The organism is Lichenicoccus sp., assembly GCF_965276875.1.
In the GTDB taxonomy this organism is placed as follows: Bacteria; Pseudomonadota; Alphaproteobacteria; order Acetobacterales; family Acetobacteraceae; genus Lichenicoccus.
In genome coordinates this window covers 299,758-322,404 of sequence record NZ_OZ255701.1, presented here as the reverse complement: position 1 = coordinate 322,404, position 22,647 = coordinate 299,758, and the positions used below count along the sequence as shown (strand labels likewise).

At 67.3% G+C, this 22,647-nt stretch carries 22 protein-coding genes; 8 read left to right on the top strand and 14 right to left on the bottom strand.

Features of this window, described 5'->3' with window-relative positions; all coding sequences use genetic code 11:
• Position 1: 1 nt before the first annotated feature.
• The 5 genes from ACQY4K_RS01645 to ACQY4K_RS01625 all read right to left on the bottom strand — a co-directional run bounded on the left by ACQY4K_RS01645 (position 2) and on the right by ACQY4K_RS01625 (position 6,266).
• Entirely contained in the window at positions 2-1,480 is a 1,479-nt protein-coding gene (locus tag ACQY4K_RS01645; RefSeq protein ID WP_428392865.1) for an MFS transporter, read from the bottom strand.
• Positions 1,481-1,532: 52 nt separating this feature from the next.
• Positions 1,533-2,012, bottom strand: coding sequence for a UPF0262 family protein (locus tag ACQY4K_RS01640; RefSeq protein ID WP_428392863.1), 480 nt, complete (start codon positions 2,010-2,012; stop codon positions 1,533-1,535).
• A 30-nt stretch (positions 2,013-2,042) separates the two neighbouring features.
• Entirely contained in the window at positions 2,043-3,530 is a 1,488-nt protein-coding gene (locus tag ACQY4K_RS01635) for a Ppx/GppA family phosphatase (protein WP_428392861.1), read from the bottom strand.
• A gap of 9 nt (positions 3,531-3,539) precedes the next feature.
• Complete coding sequence (locus ACQY4K_RS01630; protein WP_428392859.1) at positions 3,540-5,825, bottom strand: RNA degradosome polyphosphate kinase; 2,286 nt, start codon at positions 5,823-5,825, stop codon at positions 3,540-3,542.
• Positions 5,826-5,897: 72 nt separating this feature from the next.
• Positions 5,898-6,266, bottom strand: a complete 369-nt coding sequence (locus ACQY4K_RS01625; protein ID WP_428392857.1) for a response regulator — start codon at positions 6,264-6,266, stop codon at positions 5,898-5,900.
• A gap of 153 nt (positions 6,267-6,419) precedes the next feature.
• Here ACQY4K_RS01625 and ACQY4K_RS01620 point away from each other — a divergent pair, with 153 nt between their 5' ends.
• The 4 genes from ACQY4K_RS01620 to ACQY4K_RS01605 all read left to right on the top strand — a co-directional run bounded on the left by ACQY4K_RS01620 (position 6,420) and on the right by ACQY4K_RS01605 (position 10,555).
• Positions 6,420-7,619 (top strand): ATP-binding protein, encoded by a 1,200-nt coding sequence (locus ACQY4K_RS01620; protein ID WP_428392855.1) that lies wholly within the window; start codon positions 6,420-6,422, stop codon positions 7,617-7,619.
• Positions 7,620-7,793: 174 nt separating this feature from the next.
• Entirely contained in the window at positions 7,794-8,534 is a 741-nt protein-coding gene (locus ACQY4K_RS01615; protein ID WP_428392853.1) for an ATP-binding cassette domain-containing protein, read from the top strand.
• Positions 8,535-8,553: 19 nt separating this feature from the next.
• Positions 8,554-9,570: an ABC transporter permease gene (locus ACQY4K_RS01610; protein WP_428392851.1), complete on the top strand. Its 1,017-nt coding sequence runs from the start codon at positions 8,554-8,556 to the stop codon at positions 9,568-9,570.
• A 37-nt stretch (positions 9,571-9,607) separates the two neighbouring features.
• Entirely contained in the window at positions 9,608-10,555 is a 948-nt protein-coding gene (locus ACQY4K_RS01605) for a sugar-binding protein (RefSeq protein ID WP_428392849.1), read from the top strand.
• Positions 10,556-10,561: 6 nt separating this feature from the next.
• Here the strand turns inward: ACQY4K_RS01605 and ACQY4K_RS01600 are convergent, their stop codons facing one another.
• Positions 10,562-11,227, bottom strand: a complete 666-nt coding sequence (locus ACQY4K_RS01600) for a chromosomal replication initiator DnaA (RefSeq protein WP_428392848.1) — start codon at positions 11,225-11,227, stop codon at positions 10,562-10,564.
• Between the two features lie 101 nt (positions 11,228-11,328).
• Between ACQY4K_RS01600 and purM the strand changes: the two genes are divergently transcribed.
• The 3 genes from purM to ACQY4K_RS01585 all read left to right on the top strand — a co-directional run bounded on the left by purM (position 11,329) and on the right by ACQY4K_RS01585 (position 13,845).
• Positions 11,329-12,369, top strand: a complete 1,041-nt coding sequence (gene purM, locus ACQY4K_RS01595) for a phosphoribosylformylglycinamidine cyclo-ligase (protein ID WP_428392846.1) — start codon at positions 11,329-11,331, stop codon at positions 12,367-12,369.
• Positions 12,366-12,989 carry a phosphoribosylglycinamide formyltransferase gene (gene purN, locus ACQY4K_RS01590; protein ID WP_428396280.1) on the top strand — a complete coding sequence of 208 codons (624 nt, stop codon included), beginning with the start codon at positions 12,366-12,368 and terminating at the stop codon, positions 12,987-12,989. Before purM ends, purN begins: the two co-directional genes overlap by 4 nt.
• A gap of 328 nt (positions 12,990-13,317) precedes the next feature.
• Positions 13,318-13,845: a GNAT family N-acetyltransferase gene (locus ACQY4K_RS01585; RefSeq protein WP_428392844.1), complete on the top strand. Its 528-nt coding sequence runs from the start codon at positions 13,318-13,320 to the stop codon at positions 13,843-13,845.
• On the opposite strand, the gene ACQY4K_RS01580 is transcribed toward ACQY4K_RS01585, so the two are convergent.
• The 6 genes from ACQY4K_RS01580 to ndk all read right to left on the bottom strand — a co-directional run bounded on the left by ACQY4K_RS01580 (position 13,746) and on the right by ndk (position 18,700).
• Complete coding sequence (locus ACQY4K_RS01580) at positions 13,746-14,282, bottom strand: substrate-binding domain-containing protein (RefSeq protein ID WP_428392842.1); 537 nt, start codon at positions 14,280-14,282, stop codon at positions 13,746-13,748. The two genes, ACQY4K_RS01585 and ACQY4K_RS01580, sit on opposite strands and share 100 nt — an antisense overlap.
• On the bottom strand, positions 14,270-14,674 hold the full coding sequence (locus ACQY4K_RS01575) for a LacI family DNA-binding transcriptional regulator (RefSeq protein WP_428392840.1): 405 nt from the start codon (positions 14,672-14,674) through the stop codon (positions 14,270-14,272). Before ACQY4K_RS01575 ends, ACQY4K_RS01580 begins: the two co-directional genes overlap by 13 nt.
• 76 nt (positions 14,675-14,750) lie before the next feature.
• Positions 14,751-15,713: a 3-hydroxyacyl-CoA dehydrogenase family protein gene (locus tag ACQY4K_RS01570; protein ID WP_428392838.1), complete on the bottom strand. Its 963-nt coding sequence runs from the start codon at positions 15,711-15,713 to the stop codon at positions 14,751-14,753.
• 458 nt (positions 15,714-16,171) lie between these two features.
• Positions 16,172-16,894 carry a haloacid dehalogenase type II gene (locus tag ACQY4K_RS01565; RefSeq protein ID WP_428392837.1) on the bottom strand — a complete coding sequence of 241 codons (723 nt, stop codon included), beginning with the start codon at positions 16,892-16,894 and terminating at the stop codon, positions 16,172-16,174.
• A gap of 112 nt (positions 16,895-17,006) precedes the next feature.
• A complete protein-coding gene (locus ACQY4K_RS01560; protein WP_428396278.1) occupies positions 17,007-18,233 on the bottom strand; it encodes an MFS transporter in 1,227 nt (408 codons plus the stop codon).
• A gap of 44 nt (positions 18,234-18,277) precedes the next feature.
• The gene (gene ndk, locus ACQY4K_RS01555) at positions 18,278-18,700 is read right to left on the bottom strand and encodes a nucleoside-diphosphate kinase (protein WP_428392835.1); all 423 of its coding nucleotides are present in this window, start codon (positions 18,698-18,700) and stop codon (positions 18,278-18,280) included.
• Between the two features lie 77 nt (positions 18,701-18,777).
• On the opposite strand from ndk, the gene ACQY4K_RS01550 reads away from it, so the two are divergent.
• The gene (locus tag ACQY4K_RS01550) at positions 18,778-20,655 is read left to right on the top strand and encodes an ABC-F family ATP-binding cassette domain-containing protein (RefSeq protein ID WP_428392833.1); all 1,878 of its coding nucleotides are present in this window, start codon (positions 18,778-18,780) and stop codon (positions 20,653-20,655) included.
• Positions 20,656-20,685: 30 nt separating this feature from the next.
• On the opposite strand, the gene ACQY4K_RS01545 is transcribed toward ACQY4K_RS01550, so the two are convergent.
• Both ACQY4K_RS01545 and ACQY4K_RS01540 read right to left on the bottom strand, forming a co-directional pair.
• Positions 20,686-21,414 carry an SDR family oxidoreductase gene (locus ACQY4K_RS01545; protein WP_428392831.1) on the bottom strand — a complete coding sequence of 243 codons (729 nt, stop codon included), beginning with the start codon at positions 21,412-21,414 and terminating at the stop codon, positions 20,686-20,688.
• A gap of 73 nt (positions 21,415-21,487) precedes the next feature.
• Positions 21,488-22,639: an epoxide hydrolase family protein gene (locus ACQY4K_RS01540; protein ID WP_428392829.1), complete on the bottom strand. Its 1,152-nt coding sequence runs from the start codon at positions 22,637-22,639 to the stop codon at positions 21,488-21,490.
• Positions 22,640-22,647: the final 8 nt, after the last annotated feature.

Here is a 22,647-nt window from a genome sequence, read left to right as displayed (position 1 = left end):
CCTATTTGTCGGCAAAAACGATCCTGGGCGGATAGGTCCGCACCGGAAGCACCAGCAGAACCAGCATCAAGGCCACGATCAGGGCCGCCATCACCAGGAACGCATCGCTCAGGGTCAGCACCGCCGCCTGCTGCTCGATCGTGCGCGTCATGCCGCCAAGGTTCGTGCCCAGCCGCAGACGGAAACGGTCCAGGCCGAGCTGGCTCGCGAGCCGCTCGGTGTGCAGGGCGCCGCGCCAGTGCTGGACGAGTTGCAGCAGCCAGACGCCGACAGCCTGGCCGATGGCGCGTGGCGTATTGACCAAAGAGGAGGCATACGGCCCCTCGTCCGGGGTGACGCTGTTGGTCGCCATCATCAGCAGCGGCATCACCACCATTGCCTCGCCAAAGGCGGCGAACAGCTGCCACAGGAAGAACTGGCCCGGCTGCCAGACACTGGTGAGAAAGCTGTCGCCGATGCAGGCGGTCAGCATGCAGGCGAGGCCGGCAAAGCTGAAGACGCGCGCATCAGCCCAGCGGTAGTTCAGCAGCAGCGCCATGGCCGGCAGCAGCAGGAGTTGCGCCGCCGCGATCAGCGCGGTCACCGGGTAGGATTGCTCCGGACGGATTCCGGCCACCTGAGCCAGATAGTCGTTCGGGATCGTTGACGCCGACTCCGCGATAATGACGAACAGGATCAGGGCGATCAGCCCGTAGGCGAGGTTGCGCCGGCCCAGCATCTGGAATTTCAGCAACGGCAGCTCGTGGAACCATTCGTTGAGGATCAGCAGCGGCACACTGATGAGGCCGACCAGCCCCAGCACGCAGATCATCCGCGAATTGAACCAGTCGAGCCGGTTGCCCTGTTGCAGCATCGTGCTGAGCGACCCCAGGCCGACCAGCACGAGGGCGGCACCCCGCCAATCGAATTTGGCAAAACGCTCGTAGTGCCGCGGGTCCTGCGGCATGCCATGCCACACCAGCACCGCGGCAATGGCGGCAAGCGGCACCGCCTCGTAGAAGGCGAAGGGCCAGCCGGGGCCGGCGCCGTTCTGCACCCAGAAGGCCGCGATCGCGGCGGAGAGGTTCGGGAAGAACGTCACGGTGAGCGCGTAGGCGGCCAGGCCGAACAGGCGGATTTGCGGCCCCAGAGCACGCAGCGCCGTGGTCATCAGCAGCGGGATGGTGAGGCCGCCGCACAGACCCTGCACCGTGCGCAGCCCATAGAGCAGGGTCAGGTTGCTGGTCAGCGGGATGAACACGGTCGAGACGCAGGTGAGCGCGATCACGAACAGGCTCCAGCGACGCAGCGACAGGGTCACCGCGAACCAGGGCGAGACCGCCATGCCGAACACTTCGGCCGACAGATAGAGGCTGTCGAACCAGGTGCCGGAGTCGTGGCTCATGCCGAGGCCGCCGCCGATGTCACCCAGCAGGATCGAGGACAGCGACTGGTTCAGTTCGGTCGACAGAGCCGCGACGATGATGCCGCCGAGGGCCACCAGCAGTTTCGTATCCAGGGGCCGTCCTCCGCCGGGGCGCTGGGTGCGGCGGTCAAATTCGCCGGTGCAGCACGCACACCAGCGTAAACAGCCGGCGCGCGGTTTCCAGGTCGACGTCGATCTTGCCGCGCAACCGCTCGATCATCAGCTCGGCGCCTTCGTTGTGCAGGCTGCGCCGCCCCATGTCGATGGTCTGCACGCGGGCGGCGTTATGGTCCTGCATGGCCACCTCGTAGCTCTCGACCAGCAGCTGATAGTCCTTGATCAGCCGGCGGAACGGGCTGAGCGCAAAGACGAAGTGGCGGAGCAGGGTGTCGTCGGCGTCGTGGACCGCGAGCATCAGACGGCCTGCCTGAACCGCCAGATGCAGCACGTAGGGGCCGCTGACCCCGGCAAGGGCGAAATGGCCGCCGATCGTAAGGTCGTGCGTCGCCTGCTCGCGGTCGCGCTGCTGAAACGGCACGTCGGGATGGCCGGCGGCGTCGCCCTGCAGCACGACCCGCAGCAGGCCGTCGGAACGCGCCGCGGTCACCAGGCGCCCACCTGTTTCAAGTCGGGTGCTTCATTGGGGCGCTTCAATCAGCGGCGCCAGCCCCATGGCCTGCGCCAGCCGGTCAAGGCGGCGCGAGACGCTGTCCACGTTCGAGGCGGAGCGCTGGTCCGACAGGATCAACACCAGCTTGTCGGCCTTGCGGGCGAGTGCTGTGCCCTCAAGCAATTGCGGCGTGCCGGCGCAGAGTACGTAGGCCAGCCGCAGGCACAGGCCAAGGATTTCGGCAGTCCGCAGGGACTGCGCATCGAGCAGCCGTCGCGCCGATTGCAGGAACGCCTGATCGAGCTCGGCCTCGTAGCGCATCGCCATGACGAGCGCGAGAAAGCCGCGCGCCGGGTGCGAGAAGGCAACCCCAGGGGCCAGCAGGATGCGTGAGAAGCTCTGCTCGGCACGATATTCCGGATGGTCGTGCGCGCCGCAATCGGACATCCAGCAGGCCGCCACGCGCAATCGCAGCGCCTGAGGGGTCTGGCACTCGAACAACGGCGCCGTCCAGTCGATCAGCGCGCTCGGCAAGGTCGGACTGCGGCTGGTCTGCGCCGAGATCTCGCGGGCGATCGCCTCCAGCGGGTCCTCCGATGCGTGGTCCGCCGCGACCCGGCGCATATACCAGCCCTCGCGCAGGCCATCGACGCTGAACACCACGCGCGACGGCTGCACCCGTCGCAGCAGCCGGCGCAAAACGGTCGCGGCATAGGGCATGTCGTCGAGACGCTTGCGCGGCGCCCCCGGCAGGCGTTCCAGCGCGCGACGCGAGGCGCCGATCACCCAGCCGGTGAGCTCGCGCGCATCGGCCGCACTCAGCTCGTACTGGTGCACGATGTTGAGCGGATAGAAGCTGCGCGCGATCTGCAGCCTGGCCAGCGCGCGAAAGGCGCCGCCGACGAGATAAAGCGTGCGCCCGCTGCTCTCCGCTATCCAGGGGGCGCGGTCGAGATCGGTCTCGACCAGGGCGCGGGCGCGGGCGATATCGCCGCCGGCGCGGTCGGCGAGCCGGATGACGCCGAGGCGCAGGGTCTGCGACTGGCCCATGCTGCCGTCGCGAAGTGAGACGAGTTCCAGCGAGCCGCCGCCGATATCGGCCATCAGCCCGTCGGCATCGGTCATGCCACACAGCAAGCCGGTGGCGGCGTAGTCGGCCTCCTCCAGTCCCGACAGGATGCGTATGGTTGCACTCGGGATGGTATCGCGCAGCATCTCGACGAAGTCCGCGCCGTTGTCCGCGTCGCGCACCGCGGCGGTGGCCAGCACCTCGAACAGGTCCGCGCCCATGCCGCGCACCACCGCCTCGAAGCGGGCCAGCACGCCGATGGCGCCGGCCACCCCCTCCTCGTTCAGCCGTCCGGTGGTCTCCAGCCCGCGCCCGAGCCGCAGCACGGCCTTTTCGTTGAAGATGCTGACCGGATTGCGCGCGACCCCCTCGAAGACCACGAGACGGACCGAGTTCGAGCCGAGATCGACGACGGCGGTGCGTCGCGGCGGTTTGCGTGCGCTCATCCTGGCCGCTCAGTCCTCGAGGATACGGTCGGGCCGGCGCGGCAGCGGACGCGGGACCACGGCAAGCGCGGTATGGGCCGCCGAACCGCGGCCCGACAGTGACGGGTTGGTCATGAAATACTCGTGCGCGGAGAACGGCCGCGCGCCGCCTTCGAGTCGGTGCCAGCTCCCGTCGTTGTGCAACTGCCAGGATTGCAAATTATCGCGCAAATCCATCACCATGATCTGGTCGAGCACCTGGGCGTGCACCGTGGGATTGCGGATCGGCACCATGCACTCGACCCGCCAATCCATGTTGCGCGCCATCCAGTCGGCACTGGAGATATACACCAGCGCCTCGCGCGAAGGCAGCCGGTGGCCGCCGCCGAAGACGAAGATGCGGCTATGCTCGAGGAAGCGACCGACGATCGACTTGACCTGGATGCTCTCCGAAAGACCCGGCACGCCCGGGCGCAGGCAACAGATGCCGCGCACCACGCACAGGATCTTCACCCCCGCACGCGACGCCTCGTAGAGCTTGTCGATCAGCTCCTCGTCGACGATCGAGTTCATCTTCAGCCAGATCTGCGCCGGCCGGCCGGCTTTCGCGTGGGCGATTTCGTCGTCGATCAAGGTCACCAGGGTGCTGCGCGTGGTCAGCGGCGAGAACGCGATCGCATCCATTTTCGCCGGCCTGGCATAGCCGGTCATGTAGTTGAACAGGCGCGCGGAGTCGCGTGCGAGAGCGGTGTCGCAGGTAAAGAAGCTGAGGTCGGTATAGATGCGTGCGGTGATCGGGTGGTAGTTGCCGGTACCGAAATGCGCGTAGCTGCGCAAGGTCCCGCCCTCGCGACGCACCACCAGGCTGAGCTTGCAGTGCGTCTTCAGCTCGGCAAAGCCGAACACGACCTGCACGCCGGCCGCCTCCAGCGTGCGGCTGAGGCGGATATTGGCCTCCTCGTCGAAGCGCGCGCGCAGCTCGACCATGGCGGTGACCGACTTGCCGTTCTCCGCCGCCTCGATCAAAGCCTTGACGATCGGACTGTCACGCGAGGTGCGATAGAGGGTCTGCTTGATCGCGACTACGGCGGGGTCGAGGGCAGCCTGTCGCAGGAACTGCACCACCACATCGAAGCTCTCGAACGGGTGGTGGACAACGATGTCCTTGGTGCGTATGGCGGCGAAGCAATCGCCGCCGAAATCGCGTATGCGCTCGGGGAAGCGCGGCGCATACGGCGCGAACAGCAAATGCGGCCGGTCGTCGATGATCAGCTGGCTGACATCGACCAGGCCGATCAGCCCGTCATGCGTCTGGATTTCGTCAAGCGGCACGTCGAGCTCGTCGGCGACCAGGGCGGCGAGATCGCCGGGCATGCCGACATTCATATCGAGATGGATGACCACCCCCCGCCTGCGTCGCTTGAGCGCGGTCTCATAAGAGCGGACCAGGTCTTCGGCCTCGTCCTCGAACTCGACGTCGGTGTCGCGGATGACCCGGAACACGCCGCGGCCGCCGACGTGATAGCCCGGGAACAGCCGATCGAGGAACAGGCTCACCAGATCCTCGAGCAGCATGAACCGCGTAAGCTCGCCGGGTAGACGCATGAAGCGGTCGACCTGGGTCGGCAGCAGGATCAGCCCGCTCATCGCCTGACGCTCGTCGCCGTCGCGCAACAGCCGCAAAGCCAGCACCTGGCTCAGATTGGGGATGAATGGAAACGGATGCGCAGGATCGACCGCAAGCGGTGTAAGCACCGGAAAGATGCGCTCCATGAAGCAGCTCTCGGCCCAGCTCAGGTCGGCGGCATCGAGGGCGCCGGGGTCGCAGACCGCGATGCCCTCGCCTGCCATCGCCCGGCGCAGCTCGCGCCACATGCGCTGCTGCTCGTCGAGCAGGGCGCGCGCCCGCCGCTCGACCGCGCGCAGCTGTTGGGCTGGCGTGCGGCCATCCGGCGCGCGGCTCGCAAGACCCTCGCGCACCTGCCCGACCAGTCCGGCGACGCGGACGGAATAGAACTCATCGAGATTACCGGCCGAGATCGACAGGAAGCGCAGCCGCTCGAGCAGCGGATTGCGCGCATTCTCCGCCTCTTCGACGACGCGCTGGTTGAAGTCGAGCCAGGACAGCTCGCGGTTGATGAATCGCTCGGGCGCATCCGCGGCGATCGTGGGCACAGCGACCGTGCGCACAGCGATCGGGGGCACATTGGTCTCGCTGTTGGCCTCCGGCGCCGGACGGCCTCGACGCGCACGCGCCGAACTCGCTTGGGCCCGCGCGTGCGGCCGCTGCTCCAGGCTTGTACCGTCGGCCACCATCCACCTCGCCATTCCCGACCGCGGGACACTAGGCCAGATCGGGTGCCGCTTGAAGAGTGCGGGCCAGTGTGATCAGGCGGCGAGGCTGGACTCGACGGCGCTCAGCAGGGTTGCCGACCGGCACGGCTTGAGCACGAAGCGGTCGCGCGGCCCAAGATCGCCGAACCGGCGCAGCGCATCGGGGCGGCCGGTGACGAACACCACCGGCACCTCCGGCCAGCGCGCGCGCACCGCCCGGGCAAGGTCCACCCCGTTTACCCGGCCGGGCATATGCACATCGGTGACCAGCAGGTCGAACGCACGCACCTCGTCGAACAGCCGCAGGGCCACCTCGCCGCTTGCAGCTTCGGTGACCACGAAACCCGCGTCGGCCAGAACCTCGGCCAGGATCATCCGGATTGTGGCCTCGTCCTCAACCAACAGGACGTGAGAGTGATGCATCCGGGCTATCCCACGTGCGTGCCGCCGGTGCATGATCGCAGTCGAACGTGCGGCGCGCGGCCGACGTTGTCTGCGTAGTCCACATCGCGCTGGCGAGGAACGACACGAACCCGAGAGCGTGTCCCCCACGCGCCCTTGTGAAGCAAAGGCAGCATGCCAAACCAGGAGCCGACCAAAGCACCGAGCCCACACGCCGCCGGCCTCTTGCTGGAAAGCGCCCGGCTGGAAAGCGGGGGGCTTCAACCTGGGGGTATTTTTGCGCAGATCTTCCAGAAGGCCCGCACGGCGATGGTCATTGCCGACCCGCATCGTCCCGACTGCCCGCTGGCCTTCGTCAACCCTGCCTTCACCGACATGACCGGCTACGACCCGCAGAGCATCCTTGGCCGCAATTGCCGGTTCATGCAGGGCCCGGAGACCGATCCGGAGGCGGTCATGCAGATCCGTCGCGCGATCGCCGAGCGCCGCCCCATCGAGCAGGAGCTCTACAACTACCGGCGCGACGGCTCCGGCTTCTGGAACGCGCTCTACATCACACCGATCTTCGATGACGCGGGCGACCTGTCATGTTTTTTCGCCAGCCAGTTCGACGTCAGTAGCCGGCGCGAGGCGCAGCGCCGACAGGGCCAGCGGATCGAAAGCATGGGGGCACTCGCCTCGGGTGTCGCGCACGAGTTCAACAATCTGATGACGGTGGTGCTGGCCAGCATCGAACGCGCGACCGACCTGGCCACGGACGAGATGCAGAAACGCCACCTCATGCGTGCCGACTGGGGCGCGCATAGGGCCGGCAGGCTGGCCAGCGAACTGCTCTCGCTCGCGCGCCACCAGGTCTACAAGAGCCGCACGGTCGACCTTAGTCGCGTCATCCGTGACTTCGAGGGCACGATGGCGCAATTGGTGCCTGCCTCGATCCGGCTCGACATCCAGCCCGCCGCGGCACCAACCTTGGCGCGCCTGGATGCGGACCAGCTTGAGATGGTGCTGCTCAACCTCGTGCGGAATGCCGTGGATGCCATGCAGCCCGGCGGCGTGCTGACCGTGTCCACGCGTTTGCTGCCGGAGCGCGAGGCGGCCGCGTCACTTGGCGGCCGCCGGGCGGTCGAGTTGCGGGTCAGCGACACCGGACACGGCATGCCGCCCGACGTCGCCGAGCGCGCGACCGAACTTTTCTTCACGACCAGGACCGCGCCTGCCGGCGCCCCCGGGGCGACTGGAACCGGTCCGAGCGGCACCGGGCTCGGCCTGTTCCTCGCCCTCGAGTTCGTCGACAAGTGCGGCGGCCGCCTCGCCATCGACAGCCGGCCCGATGTCGGCACGCATGTCACGCTGGTGTTCCCGCAAGCCAGCTGACGGCGGGCTCGCGGCTCGAGATCTCTATGGCCGCGCGCTTGCACCGCCGAAAGCCAGATGCTTAGCTCTGGTCCAACAATACGGACGCGGCCCGGACCGAGGTGCGCGCGACCAGGGGGAGTGCAGGTCCGTCATGCTCAAGACTGCGCGTCAGGCGCGCGCCAGGCCGCTGCCGTGACGCTGCTCCAGCTCGAGCATATCGGAAAATCCTACGGTGCGGTGCGGGCGCTGAGCGACGTCAGCTTCGCGGTCGCCCCTGGCGAGATCGTCGGCCTGATGGGCGACAACGGCGCCGGCAAGTCGACCCTGGTGAAGACTATCGCCGGGGTGTTCCCGCCGAGCGACGGCACCATGCGCTTCGGCGATGCGATGGTGCATTTCACCTCGCCGCACCAGGCGCGCGAGGCCGGTATCGAGGTGGTGCACCAGGACCTGGCGTTGGCCGACAATCTCAGCGCCACCGCCAATGTATTCCTCGGCCGCGAGCTGCATCGCCGGATCGGGCCGCTGAAGCTGCTCGACCACGCGGCGATGGAGCGGCGCACGAGCGCGCTGTTCGCCGAGCTGAAGAGCGAGACACGTGCCGGCGAGATCGTCCGACGGATGTCGGGTGGCCAGCGCCAGGCGGTGGCGATCGCCCGCACCCGGCTGGCCGACGCGCGCCTGATCCTGATGGACGAGCCGACGGCGGCGATCAGCGTGCGCCAGATCGCCGAGGTGCTGGCCCTGATCGGCCGGCTGCGCGACGCCGGCATCGCGGTCATGCTGATCAGCCACCGCATGCCCGACGTGTTCGAGGTCTGCGACCGGGTGGTGGTGATGCGTCGCGGCCGGGTGGTTGCCGACAAGGCGATCGCGCACTCCTCACCGCAGGAAGTCACCGGCCTGATCACCGGAGCGATCGAGCATGCCTAAGCGGAGCGGCCCTTAGCACATGAGCGATTTCGCCAATATCGGCCGCACCGCCTGGCATTCGCGCGGCTTCCTGGCCAGCCAGACCGCCTATGTCTGCCTGGCGCTGCTGCTGCTGATCGCGGTCATTTCGGCGATCGCGCCGGTGTTCCTCAGCTTGGGCAATCTCGGCAACGTGCTGACCGATTTCTCCTATATCGGCATCGTCTCGCTGGGCTCGACCCTGGTCATCATCACCGGCGGCATCGATCTTTCCGTGGGCTCGACGATGGCGCTGTCGGCGATCATCATGGCGCTGCTGTTCCGCACGCTCGGCGCGGGGTCGCTGGCCAGCGTGCCCGGTGCGGTGATGGCGGTCTCGGTGCTCGCCGGGCTTGGGGTGGGCGCGCTCATCGGCCTGATCAACGGGCTGCTGATCGCCCGCGTCGGGCTCGCCCCGTTCGTCACCACGCTGGGCATGCTCAGCATCGTGCGCGGCCTGTGCTACGCCATCACCAGCGGCCAGGGTGTCAATATCGGTGGTCCTGACAGCAATCTGTTCTTTCGCCTGTCCGACGGCACCCTGCTCGGCCTGCCGGTGCCGCTGATCTATCTTCTCGCACTCGGCGTGCTGATGGCCCTGGCCCTGCACCATAGCGCCAGCGGCCGCTACGTGTTCGCCATCGGCGGCAACCAGCGTGCCGCCGAACTGACCGGGGTTCCGGTCACCGCGATCAAGGTCGGCGTCTATGTCGCCTCCGGCCTGTCGGCGGCGTTCGCCGGCATCCTGCTCGGCGGCTGGCTCGGTTCGGTGCCGGCCAATCTCGCAGATGGCTACGAATTGCGGATCATCGCGGCCTCGGTGATCGGCGGCGCCAACCTGCTAGGTGGCGTCGGCGGCCCCTTGGGGGCGATCGTCGGCGCCGCCCTGATCGAGGTGATCCGCAACGGCCTGGTGCTGGCCCGGGTCAATACCTACTGGCAGGACACGCTGGTGGGCGCCATCATCATCGCCGCCGTGTTCGTCGACCGGCTGCGCAGCCGCAGGTTGGGGCAATGACCCCGCCTGCGAACCATCACCAAGGGGAGAAACGTTCATGAAGAAACTGCTTTTGGCCGCTGTTGCCGCCGGTGCGGTCTGTGCCGCTGGCAGCCTGCCGGCCTCGGCCAAGACCTACCGATTCGCGATCGTGCCGAAATCGCTCAACAACCCGTATTTCGACCTTGCCCGAGACGGCTGCATGGCCGAGGCCAAGAAGCTCGGCAACGTCACCTGCGTCTATACCGGCCCAGTCAACCAGGACGCCGCCGCCGAGGTGCAGACCATTCAGGACCTGATCACGCGCGGGATCGACGGCATCGCCATCTCCGTCGCCGACGCGGGCTCGGTGCAGCGGGTCATCGCGCGGGCGCGCCACGCCGGCATTCCGGTGATCACCTTCGATGCGGACGCACCGAAGAGTGCCCGCCAGGCCTATGTCGGTACCAACAACATGCAGCTCGGCCAAGAGCTGGCGCAGCAGGTGGTCAAGCTGCATCCCGCTCCCGGCTCCTATGCCATGGTCTCCGGCGGCCCGGCGGCGGAGAACCTCGCGCAAAGGGTCGACGGCGTGCGCGACGTGCTCAACAAGGCCGGCTGGAAGGAAGTCGCCGGTAGCCCGACGTTCTGCAATGACGACAGCGCCACCGGCATCCAGCAGATGACCGACCTGATGACCGGCCACCCTGATCTCTCGGCGATCGTTCCGGTCGGCGGCTGGCCGCTATTCACCCAGGCCGCGTTCCACAGCTTCTACCAGACCCACAAGAGCGCAATCGACGGCGGCAAGCTGGTGGTCGCCTCCGCCGATACGCTGCCGGCGGAGCTTGCCGAAGTTCAGGCCGGCGAGGTCGGCGCGCTGATCGGCCAGCAGCCCGCAGCCATGGGGGCGAAGGCAATGGACACCCTGCTGGCGCTCAAGCACGGCAAGCACGTACAGAAGATCGAGTATGTCGGGCTCGACACCGTCACCAAGGACAACGTCGCGCAGTTCATGAAGCAGTAGCGCCGTTCAGGCCAGCTCATCCAGCACGGCGGCCGCGAGCGATCGCGTCACCGCCGTGCCGGAGGCGAGTGCCGCGGCGTCCAGCCGGCGGGCTGCCTCGCGCATGGCGTGTGCCTGTCTCGGCAAATGCCGCAGCAGCCATTCCACCACCGGCTGCGGCACCGCGAGCTGGCGCTCCGCCAGCAGCCGCCGCAGCAAAATCCGCAGCAGCGCCTCCTCCGGCTGGCCGACCGCGACCGCGGCGGTCGCCCGCAGCCGGCTGGCGAGATCGGGCAGCCGCACGGCCCATCGCGAGGGCGGCGCACGGCCGGCGAGCAGCACCGGCAGCGCACGCTCGCGCGCCGCGTTCAGCAGGTGCAACAAAGCCAGCTCGTCGACCGCCATGTCGGCGTCGTCGAGCGCGATGCCGCCGATATCGGCGTCGACCTGCGCCAGCCCGCCCAGGCCGCGCAGCGCGGTGCCGGGCAGCAGCAGCGCCGAGTAGGTTCCGGCCCAGAGATGCAGCAGATGCGTCTTGCCGCATCCTGCCTCGCCCCAGAGGGCCAGCCGGTGGTCCGGCCAGCGCGCGCCGGCCTCGAGCCAGGCGCGCGCCGCTGCATTCGAGGATGCGGCGACGAAGTCGGCGCGGGCGAAATGCTGACGATGCGCGAACGGCAGCGCGAGCTGACGCACACTCGCGATTCCGCCTTCCCCCTCGCTTTCGACGGCCAATGCTTCCCCCGCCCCCCTGCGTGGCCTATCTAGCGGATCTGAGGCAGCAAGGCATCCGGCCCATGGTTTCTGCAAGCTATCGCGACGCCGGCGTCGACATCGAGGCCGGCGACGCGCTCATCGAGATGATCAAGCCGGCGGCGGCGTCGACCCTGCGCGCGGGCGCGGTCGGCGGCCTCGGCGGCTTCGGCGCACTGTTCGACCTGAAGGCGGCGGGGCTGCGCGACCCGGTGCTGGTCTCCTGCACCGACGGAGTCGGCACCAAGCTGATGGTCGCCATCGAGACCGGGCTGCACGACCAGGTGGGCATCGATCTGGTTGCGATGTGCGTCAACGACCTCGTGGTCCAGGGCGCCGAGCCGTTGTTCTTCCTGGATTACTTCGCGACCGGCAAGCTCGATCCCTGGTCCGCCGCGCGCGTCGTACGCGGCATCGCCGAAGGCTGCCGGCTGAGCGGCTGCGCGCTGGTCGGCGGCGAGACCGCCGAAATGCCAGGCATGTACAACCACGGCCATTACGACCTTGCCGGCTTTGCCGTGGGTGCCGCGGAGCGCGGCCACCTGCTGCCGCAGCGTGTGTCCCCCGGCGACATCGTCCTCGGTTTGCCGAGCAGCGGCGTGCATTCCAACGGCTTCTCCCTGGTGCGCAACGTCGCGCGCCGCGCCGGACTCGGCTGGGACGCGCCCTGCCCGTTTGCGCCAGGCCTAACCCTCGGTGCTGCGCTGATGGCGCCGACCCGGCTCTATGTCCACGCCACCCTGGCGCTGCATCGCGCCGGGCTGCTCAACGCGGCCGCCCACATCACCGGCGGCGGCCTGCCAGGCAACCTGCCGCGCGTATTGCCCGAGGGGCTCGGCGCGGTCCTCGACGGCGACGCCTGGGCTCTGCCGCCGGTATTCGGCTGGCTGGCCCGCACCGGCGATATCGCGCCCACTGAGATGCTGCGTGTGTTCAATTGCGGCATCGGCATGGCGCTGGTGGTGAACAATGTCGCCAGCGCCACCGCCCTGCTGTCGGAACTCGGCGAGGATTTTGCGGTGATCGGCAGGATCGAGACGACCGGCTCCTTGCGTTTCGCCAGCCTGCCGGATTTCGGCGCCTGAGCGGATCCGCGCGCACGTCTGTCGCGGTCCTGCTCAGCGGGCGCGGCAGCAACCTCGCCTCCCTGATCGCCGCCTGTGACGACGCGGACTATCCGGCCCATATCGTGCTGGTGCTGAGCAACCGTGCCGACGCCGCCGGCCTTGATCTCGCGCGGAATGCCGGCATCCCAGCGCTGGCCATCGAGCATCGCACCTTTGGCGGCAACCGCGAAACGCACGAGCAGGCGATCGACGCCGAACTCCGCGCCGCTGGCGTCGAATGCGTGTGTCTCGCCGGCTACATGCGCCGGCTGACCCCGTTCCTGGTAGAGGCTTGGCACGGCCGCATGCTCAACATCCATCCCAGCCTGCTGCCCGCCTTTCCCGGTCTGCACACCCACGAACGCGCGCTCCAGGCCGGAGTGAAGCTGCATGGCTGCACCGTGCACCTGGTCACCGAGGCGGTGGACGAAGGTCCGATCATCGGCCAGGCAGCAGTCGCGGTCGCGCCCGACGACACCCCCGAGACGCTCGCCGCACGCGTGCTACGACAGGAACATCTGCTCTACCCGCTGGCACTCAGGCGCCATTTGACCAATGCCGCGCCGGTTGCGAGCGAAGCCACGCTCATCGCGGTCTGAAGTTAAGACGCAAAGCTATGGCTGGCGAGCCTGCGCTGGCTGCGTCGCCTTGTCTCGATAGTCTCGAAAACCAGCGCATCGCTGAGGCCAGGAATATTCAATCCGACGTCACCTCCGATCAACAGGCGCTCGCCTCGCCAGAGAAACGCGGTCTGACCCCATCGAGCAACACGGCATTGGCGCTGTCCATGGGCACGAGATAGGCACCCTCGATAATCTTCTTCAAACCCATCGTACGTCTCCAGAGTCTCAGAACGTGACGGGAATCTGGCAGGGCAGCTCTCGCCGGTGTAATGCCTGGCCTGTTGCTTATGCCAATGGTCCTGACATGCTCGACCCGCTCACCACGAAGCGTCTCAGACTTCGTTGCGTACGCCCCGGCGACGCCTCGGACGTTTCTCGCTTGATGACTCCCTCCGTCAGTCGGTGGGTCATCTCGTGGCCCGTTCCGTTCACTGTCGAGATGGCGACGCGACGTATTGATCATGCGCTCGCCAGCCTGGCGGGTGGCGACATGTTGCCGTTGGCAATAGAACGAATGCGAGACGAGGCGTTCCTGGGCTGGTTCAGCGTTACCCGTAGCGCCGAGCGCCGGGCGCTTCTCAGCTATTGGCTGGGTGAGGACCACCACGGGCGCGGATACATGCGAGAGGCGGTGGCGGCCGGGATCCCGGAAGCGTTCCGAGTTCTTGATGTCGACGCCATCGAGGCAGCCGCGCAGGTCGGGAACGAACGCTCACTGGTGGTAATGCGTGACTACGGATTGGTATCGGTCGGGAAAGAAATGATCTTCGCCCCGTCTCGCAACCGAGACGAGCTATGCGTCACGCTCGAAATAAGAAGACCGGACGGATAGGCTGATCCGACGGAGTGGCCCACCTCGGCGATGTCGTCGAAGCCGATCACCGCGACGTCCTGCGGCACCCGCATCCCCAGCCTGTGCCGGATCGCATCCATGGCACCCAGCGCCATCACGTCGGTCAGGCACAGCAGCGAGTCCGGCGGCGTCGGCCGACGCATGATGTCAAGTGCCGCGTTGTAGCCGCCATCAGAGGTGAGATGACCATCTTGTATCATGGACGGTGCGAGGCCGGCTTGCTCGAGCAGCACCTGGATCGCGTTCTGCCGCTCCAGGATGGTGGAAAGCTCGTCAGGCCCGGTAATGATGCCAAAGCGCCTGCCACCGCCTTGCAGCATCAGCTCGGCCGCGAGGCGACCGGCCTCTGCCGCGTCGCCGCGCACGCTATGCACCGGCAGGCCAGGAAGGTGGCGCCCGATCATCACCACGGGCACGTGACGGTCCAGGCAAAGTGCTGCCATCCGGCTCGATATGACGCGGCGGCGATGACGATCGCATACACCTGGTATTGCAGCATGCGTTGCAGCGAGTTGTCGAAATCCTCGATACGCGGCGGCGTGAACAGCAGGACCTGCTTGCCGATCTCCTCCAGCCGCTGGCTCGCCTCCGACAGGATCGCGGCAAAGATCGGGTTGGCCATGTCTGGCAGCATCAGTGCGACGATATTGGTCTCACGCGTGATCAGGCTGCGGGCGAGCTTGTTCGGCACATATTTCAGCTGGCGTGCCGCGGTGTGAACTCGTTCTGCCAGTTCCGGCGATATGCTGCTGCCGGGGGTGAAGGCGCGGCTGACGGCGGCGATGGAAACGCCTGCGAGCCGGGCCACCTCGTTGGAATTCGCCCTGACCCGGTGCTTCCTGGTCGTTATCCGCCGTGTTCGATCCTGCGGCGCCGTCGTTGCACTAGCCTGATCGATCGGTCTGGCCGGTCCCGGGATCACCAGGATCATCCCGCTCGCGGGCGGCCTTCAGATGCTGGGTCAGTGCCTGTCGAACGCTGTCGGCCTCATCCGGCGTCCAGTTCTTGAAGCCCTGTCCAGCCTTCATGCCGAGCCGACCCTCGGCCACGATCCGGCTCAGATAGGGCGATGGATCCGACCTCGCATCGATTGCCGGCATGATCGTCTGGTGGATTGCAAGCGTCAGGTCGGTGCCGATCAGGTCGGCGTTCTCCAACGGGCCGAGCACCGCCAAGCGACGCCCGAAGCTGGCCTTGACGACGACGTCGACATCCGCCGCGTCGCAGATGCCATGCTCGACCAGTGCGATCGCCTCCCGCCAAAGGGCCGCCTGCAGACGGTTGCCGATGAAGCCGGGGATGTCGCGCTTGACGTGGATCACGGTCTTCCCCAGTGCGCGATGCAGATCGAGCGTCCAGGCGACCACTTCGGGACGGGTCCATTCCGTGCCGATCACCTCGACGAGCGGCACAAGGTGAGGTGGGTTCCACCAATGCGTGCCCAGACACCGCGAGCGGTCGCGTAGTCCGCTCATGATCGAGGTAATCGGGATGACCGACGTGTTGCTGGCCAGAATGGCATGCGAAGGCGCTGCCGCCTCGATGGAAGCGAAGAGCGCTTGCTTGGCATCGAGGTTCTCGGCCGCGGCCTCGACCACGTAGTCGGCGCCCTCGACGGCATCGGCCAGGAGCGCGCAGGGCAGGACGCGCTCCACCGCCGCCGGATTTTCGCCAAGGTCAATGAGGTTGACGGCAATGCGATCCCGTACAGTCGCCAGGACCCCGGCCGCCGCATCGGTGATCCGTACGGAATGGCCATGCACCGCGAAGACCTGCGCGATCCCGTGACCCATCAGCCCGGCGCCCACCACCGCGACGGTGAGCACACCCTTGCCTGCCCCACTCATGGCACGGAGATCAGGATCGTCCGAGCCTCAACCGACCGCGGCACCCTTGGCTCCCCGCGGCAAACGCGCAAGCAGACCGTCACAGGTGGCCGTTCAGTCTCGTGACACGCCTCGGTTGGATGAACATATAAGATCATTGCATCATCCATGGTCGCGGCCATTGGTCATGTGGCCTGCGCGATCGTTTCGGTCAAGCCTGTCGTCCGTCATCTCGGTGACCGCGGCAATGTCCCCTGAATGGGCTCGATCACCCAACCGAGACAGCGCAGGTCCCAGTCTGAACTCCTAGCGCGAAGCGGCACTATTTCAGTACGCTCGTGGAGAAAGTCTGACGCTTGGTGCTCCCTCAGCATGGCCGCTTCCGACCCTGAGCAGCCCTGGAAGCATCGAGTCGACATGCTGCCCACGGCCAACGAGGCGATTAACGATAGGCTTGCGGCTGACGCCGTTGCGGCACTTTATGCTCCAAGTGCGTCGGCGAGCGCCGTGAGATCCGGAGCCGTCGCGTCCCACGGCTGCTCGGCCATGAGGTCGGTTGTTTGTCCGGGACCATGCTCGAGAGGGCGACACACGAATGCGGTCCGAAGGCCGCAACCACGTGCGGCTGCGAGGTCACTGTTGTGCGCGGCGACCAGGCATAATTCATCGGTCCGCATGCCAAGTACTTCGGCCGTCCGCAGATAGGCCGCCGGCCGCGGCTTGTAGGCTTGAACGACCTCAGCGCCAAGGATCGCATCCCACGGAAGTGCGGCACGCTTGGCCATGTTCAGAATCAGCGCGATGTTGCCGTTTGAGAGCGGTGCGATGATGAAGCGGCGTTTAAGGCGCAAGAGGGCGGCCACCGTGTCGGGCCACGGGTCCAGTCTGTGCCAAGCCTCATTGAGCGTGGAAAGCTCGACCTCCGGCACCGTCCCCGGTTCGATCCCGAAAGCCGGGAGGATTGCCTCAAGGTTCTCTCGATGCAGCACATCCAATCGGACGAAGGGACGTTGGCCGCTGCGCACCTTCTCCATAGCCGGCGAGTAGAGGGCTCGCCACGCATCAGCGAAAGCCGGCGCCTGCGAAGTCGCCGCACCATGATGCTCAAGGAAGGCGGCTGCCGCGGCGACGATGCCGCTGCGCCAGTCCACCACCGTCCCGAACACGTCGAAGAGCAGCGCCTTTACCTCGCCTAAAGCCATGCCTTGCAGCTCCGCTCTCCACCACCCGACCTATAGCAAAGGTATCAAGCGTCGGGTTTTATCCTAGTGCACCGACCGAGACAGAGAGTTGCGCCCTGTCTCGGTCGCTGCACTAGTCCCCCCGATTCGTTTGTTTCGCGTCGGATCCTCGGGGGAGTGCGAGCGCCGCCCCGGCCGCCAGCAGGTTGACCGCGGCGATATACCAGCCGGGCGCGATCGCGCTGCCGGTGTCGCGTATCAGGGCGACGAAGGCGATCTGCGCGGTGCCGCCGAACAGGGCGATGGAAACAGCGTAGAGCATGCCAAATCGCATCGTGCGCAGCCCCGCCGGCAACGCGCGTATGATCAGCACCAGGCTGCCGACGAAGGCGGCCGCCTGGAGTGCCGCCACCACCGTGCAGAGCAGGATGAACACGACGCTGCTGTCGTTTCGACTGGCGAGCCACAGGCCGGGCACGATCAGCAGACCGATCAGCAGGCGCGGCCAGACCACGATCGCGCGGCTGCCGGCACGATCGCACAGCACGCCGCCTCCGTAGGCCGCGAGCATCGCGCAGGCGCCGATCGCAACACCCACCAGCAGGGCGTTGCCGATCGGCAGATGCAGCACGGTCAGTGCATAGCTGGTCGAGAAATTCAGGAAATAGGTCGTCACCGTCCCGCCGACCATCAGCACGAAGCCGCAGCCGAGCACGCGCGTGAGCGACCCCCTGGGTGCCGGATCCGGACCGCGCGCCGGAGCCTGGTCCGGGCTCGGTCCGGCGCGCAGCCAGAGCCCGATCGGCACCACGGCCACGCCAAATGCAAAGGGCAGCCGCCAGCCCCAGGCGGACAGCGCCGCACCACCGAGCCATTGCGCGAGCAGCACGCCGGCGAGGCCCGCCAGCAGCACGGCACCAGCCTGGCTGATCGCCTGCCATGAGACCAGCCGTCCTTCGCGGCCGGGACCGGCCGTGTCGAGCAGGTAGATCGTGGCCGGACCCGCCTCGCCGCCCCAGGCGATGCCCTGGATCAGCCTTGCCGCGACCAGCAGCAATGGTGCGGCGAGCCCGATGACATGGGTCGGGGGCAAGCCCGCGATGATCAGGCTGCCCAGGCCCATCAGCGACAGCGAAACCAGCATGGCCGCGCGATTGCCGCTTCTGTCGGCATAGGCGCCGATCAGCAGCGCGCCGAGCGGCCGGGTGACGAAACCCAGGCCGAACGCAGTGACCGAGAGCAGCAGCGAAACGAACGGATCGTGGTTTGGAAAGAACGCGCGCCCGATCGGCACCGCGTAGGTGCCGTAGGCGATGAAGTCGAACACCTCCAGCGTATTGCCGAGAACAGCCGCGGCAATCCGCCGGCCCTGATTACGGCCGCCCTGAATACGCCCTTCTGGGGTCAGGGCAGGATCTCGATGCCGGCGAAGAAGAAGGCGATCTCCATGGCGGCGTTCTCGCTGCTGTCCGAGCCATGCACCGAATTGGCCTCGATGCTCTCGGCGAACTGCGCGCGGATGGTGTGCGGCTCGGCCTTCTTCGGGTCGGTGGCGCCCATCACCTCACGGTTTTTGGCGATGGCGCCCTCGCCTTCGAGGACCTGCACCACCACCGGCCCACCGGTCATCGAGGACACCAGGCTGGCGTAGAACGGCCGCTCTTCATGCACCGCATAGAAGGCGCGCGCCTGTGCCTCGGAGAGGCGGATACGCTTGGCCGCGATGATCGCCAGCCCCGCCTTCTCCAACAGCGCGTTGACGCTGCCGGTCAGGTTGCGCCGCGTCGCGTCCGGCTTGATGATGGACAATGTTCGCTCAGTCGCCATGGCCGGCTCCTCATGATGGTCGGTGATCGCGGCCCTCTAGAGCAAAACCGCCGTTCTGACCATCTCGGGGACACTATTTGAGCCTGCTCGTGATCTCCGGCCTGACCCTGCGGATCGCCGGCCGCACCCTGCTCGACCAGGCCGATCTCACCATCGAGTCAGGCCAGCGGGTCGGCCTGCTCGGACGCAATGGTGCCGGCAAGTCGACCCTGCTCGCTGCCATCGCCGGCGATATCGCGCCAGACGGCGGCGAAATCCGGCTGTCCTCGCGCGCCCGCCTTGCCCGTATCCGTCAGGAGGCGCCGTCCGGTCCCGCCTCGCTGCTGCAGACCGTGCTCGACGGCGATCTCGAGCGCACCAGTCTGCTGGCGCGCAGCGAACAGACGCACGCACTGGCCGAACTCGCCGAAATCCATGAACGGCTGCGCGCGATCGGCGCCGAGACAGCGCCCGCCCGCGCGGCAAGCATCCTCGCCGGCCTCGGCTTTGATGCGGCGGCGCAGGCGCGCGCCGTGGATGAGTTCTCCGGCGGCTGGCGCATGCGTGTGGCGCTGGCGACCGCATTGTTCCTGCAACCCGACCTGCTGCTGCTGGACGAGCCGACCAACCATCTCGACCTGGAATCGACAATGTGGCTGGAGGGCTGGCTGGCGCGCTTTTCTGGTGCGGCGCTGATCGTCAGCCACGATCGTGGGCTGCTGGATCGTGCGGCGCGTGCGATCGCGCATCTCGATCGCGGCAAAATCGCGCTGACCCCGGGCGGCTACAGCGAATTCGTGCGTATTCGTACCGAACAGGCGCTCCAGCAAAACCGCGCTGCCGAACGGATCGCCGCCCGGCGCGCGCATATGCAATCCTATGTCGATCGTTTCCGCGCCTCGGCGACCAAGGCGCGACAGGCGCAGGCGCGTCTGAAGGCGCTGGAGCGGCTGCCGGTGATCGAGACCATCGCCGACGAACGCGAGACCCGCTTCGCCTTTCCGGAGCCGGCAGCCCTGGCGCCGCCGATGCTCACCTTGCAGCAGGTCGCGGCTGGTTATGACGGTCGCACGGTGCTGTCCGGGCTGTCGCTGCGGCTCGACATGGAAGACCGCATCGCCTTGCTCGGGGCGAACGGCAACGGCAAATCCACCCTCGCCAAGCTGCTCGCCGGGCGGCTCGCACCGCTGCGTGGTGCGCTCGCGACGGCGCGTGGCCTGAGGATCGGCTTTTTCGCCCAGCACCAGGCCGACGAGCTGATCGCGGACGAAAGCCCGGTGGCGCACATGGCGCGCGCTCTGCCCGAAGCCGCGCCCGCAGCGCTGCGCGCCCAGCTCGCCCGTTTCGGACTGGACGCCGATCGCGCCGGCACCCCCGCGCGCGATCTGTCGGGCGGCGAAAAAGCGCGACTGCTGCTCGCACTGGCAACCCGCGAGGCGCCGCATCTGCTGATCCTCGATGAGCCAACCAACCATCTCGATATCGACGCGCGCGAGGCGCTGGTACGGGCGCTCGCGGATTTCCCTGGAGCTGTGCTGCTGATCAGCCATGATGCGCACCTGGTCGAGCTGGTCGCGGACCGACTCTGGCTGGTGGCGGATGGAGCCGTCACCCCGTTCGAAGGCGACATGGCGGATTATCGCGCGTGGCTGGTCGAGCGCGCGCGCGACGCGGCGCGCGAGGGGCGCCCGGCCAGCGCTCCCGCCAACGCCGAGCGTCGCGAACGGGCCGAGCAGCGTGCGGCCCTCGCGCCGTTGCGCCGTCGCGCCAGGGATGCCGAGGCCGTGCTCGCGCGCCTGGCCAAGGAGCGCGCCGGGCTGGAACTTCGACTTGCCGAGCCGGAGCTCTATGCATCGGGGCACGCCAACGAGATCACCCGTCTGAACACCCGCCTCGCCGCCCTGGCCCGCGAACAGGCGCAGGCCGAGGAGGACTGGCTACTGGCGGAGACCGCGATGGAGGACTCTGCCTCCTGAAACTCACCGGCATCCACCAGCGGCTCGGTTTCACCCTGGTGACGCCCCCCGCATGCCGCCGTCGACATCGAGGATCACGCCCGTGACGTAGCCGTTGCCGGCAAGGAAGACGATCGCGTCGGCCACCTCCTCCGCGCGCCCAACCCGCCGCACGGGCACGGACGCGGTGATCTGCTCGAAGATGCGCTGCTTCAGCGCCTCGGGGTGCCTGTCCCACCAGGGCGTGTCGATCACGCCCGGAGAGACCGCGTTGACCCGAACCGGGCCAAGTTCGTGCGCCAGCGGCAGGACCATCGCCGCCAGCGACCCGTTGATCGCGGCCAACCCCGAGGTGCCCGGATTGCCCATGCGCGCCGAGTTGGCGGTGACAAAGGTAATCGAACCTTGCTCGCGCAAACATGGCAGTGCTGCCTGCGCGCATTGCCACTGGACCCAGAATTTGGCGTCGAACCCGCGCGCCAGCTCGTCGCGGGCGAGTGTGGCGAACGAACCGCCACCCACACCACCTGACGCGGCGATCACCAGATGATCGATCTGACCCGTGCGCGCGAAGAAGGCGTCGAGCGCGTCGCGATCGCAGGCGTCGATCGACTCTCCACGCGCTGTGTCGCCAAGCCCGTCGACCGCCCGCGCGAGCTTGTCGCGGTGCCGTCCCGCGACGATCACATGCGCGCCAGCCTCGATTGCGGCATGGGCCGTGGCCAGGCCGATGCCGGACGTGCCGCCCATGACGACGAGCCTTTGACCGGTCAACTTCATCGCGTCTCCTCCCGTCGGAAATCAGTGTTCCTGGCGCTCGCTGCCGGCTCCCGTGCGCCTGACATCGCAGGCCTCAGCGGAGCGGTCTGAAGAACGTACGAATGTCCTGCGCAAGCAGAGCGGGTTCCTCCCACGCAGCGAAGTGGCCGCCGGACGGCATCTCCGACCAGTGGCGAACGTCGTAGAAACGTTCGGCCCATTCTCGTGGCGCGTTGGCGATATCCTTGGGAAACATCGCAAAGCCCGCAGCCGCGCCGCGTGACCGGTTTGCATCGGTGGCGTTGGACGACTCGTGCCGCGGCTTGGCGAGATCGCGATAGCCCAGGAACGAGGTGCCGATCGACTGGGTGATCCAGTAGAGCATCACGCTGGTGAGGATGGCTTCCTTGGTGAAGCGTCGTTCGATGTCGCCGTCACAGTCGCTCCACGCCTGCATCTTTTCGACGATCCAGGCCGCCAGCCCGGCGGGGGAGTCGTTGAGGGCGACGGCGGGTGTCCAGGGTTTCGTGCCCTGGATGTGCATGTAACCGCCGCCGAGCTTCAGGAACTCCTGCCTCCGGGCCAGAAAATCCCGCTCGGCGGCGCTGAGATCGTCAAACTCCGTGCCATCTCTTGTCGCGGGCACGTTGGTGAAATGCACACCCGCCAGCGTGGCGTCATGACCGCGGCAGAGCTGGTCGCACACGATCGCGCCGACGTCGCCGCCATGCGCGCCGTAGCGGTCATAGTGCAGAACGTCGCGCATCAGGCTGTGGAACACCGCGCCGAACGCATCCAATGATGGGCCGTCCGAACCTCGCGGGGAAAACCCGCAGCCGGGCAGGCTCGGGACAACGACGTCGAACGCGTCGGCTGCATCGCCACCATGCGCGCCTGGATCGGTCAGCAACGGGATGAGCTTGTCGAAGCGCTGGAACCCATCCGGCCATCCGTGCACGAGAAGCAGCGGCAGCGGCGATGCTCCGCGACCTCGCTCGTGAACGAAGTGACATTTCGTGCCACGAACGTCGGCGATGAACTGTTCATGCCGGTTGAGAGCTGTTTCCTGCACCCGCCAGTTGAACTGATGCAGCCAGTAATCGACCAGTTCGGCCAGGTAGCCCAGGTCCACTCCGTCGTTCCAGCCCCGATGCTCTTGCGATGGAGGGCTGCGGAATGCGGCCAAGCGCCGGCGGAGATCGTCGAGTGCATCGGGATCAACGCTGATTTCAAATGGCTGAATCATATTCTGTC

What these genes read in the sequence shown, in the direction of transcription:
- ACQY4K_RS01635 (WP_428392861.1), bottom strand. Translation starts at nt 3,530, where the DNA reads ATGAGCGCACGCAAACCGCCGCGACGCACCGCCGTCGTCGATCTCGGC.
- ACQY4K_RS01630 (WP_428392859.1), bottom strand. Translation starts at nt 5,825, where the DNA reads ATGGTGGCCGACGGTACAAGCCTGGAGCAGCGGCCGCACGCGCGGGCC.
- ACQY4K_RS01625 (WP_428392857.1), bottom strand. Translation starts at nt 6,266, where the DNA reads ATGCATCACTCTCACGTCCTGTTGGTTGAGGACGAGGCCACAATCCGG.
- ACQY4K_RS01620 (WP_428392855.1), top strand. Translation starts at nt 6,420, where the DNA reads ATGCCAAACCAGGAGCCGACCAAAGCACCGAGCCCACACGCCGCCGGC.
- ACQY4K_RS01610 (WP_428392851.1), top strand. Translation starts at nt 8,554, where the DNA reads ATGAGCGATTTCGCCAATATCGGCCGCACCGCCTGGCATTCGCGCGGC.
- ACQY4K_RS01605 (WP_428392849.1), top strand. Translation starts at nt 9,608, where the DNA reads ATGAAGAAACTGCTTTTGGCCGCTGTTGCCGCCGGTGCGGTCTGTGCC.
- purM (WP_428392846.1), top strand. Translation starts at nt 11,329, where the DNA reads ATGGTTTCTGCAAGCTATCGCGACGCCGGCGTCGACATCGAGGCCGGC.
- ACQY4K_RS01585 (WP_428392844.1), top strand. Translation starts at nt 13,318, where the DNA reads ATGCTCGACCCGCTCACCACGAAGCGTCTCAGACTTCGTTGCGTACGC.
- ACQY4K_RS01570 (WP_428392838.1), bottom strand. Translation starts at nt 15,713, where the DNA reads ATGAGTGGGGCAGGCAAGGGTGTGCTCACCGTCGCGGTGGTGGGCGCC.
- ACQY4K_RS01565 (WP_428392837.1), bottom strand. Translation starts at nt 16,894, where the DNA reads ATGGCTTTAGGCGAGGTAAAGGCGCTGCTCTTCGACGTGTTCGGGACG.
- ndk (WP_428392835.1), bottom strand. Translation starts at nt 18,700, where the DNA reads ATGGCGACTGAGCGAACATTGTCCATCATCAAGCCGGACGCGACGCGG.
- ACQY4K_RS01545 (WP_428392831.1), bottom strand. Translation starts at nt 21,414, where the DNA reads ATGAAGTTGACCGGTCAAAGGCTCGTCGTCATGGGCGGCACGTCCGGC.
- ACQY4K_RS01540 (WP_428392829.1), bottom strand. Translation starts at nt 22,639, where the DNA reads ATGATTCAGCCATTTGAAATCAGCGTTGATCCCGATGCACTCGACGAT.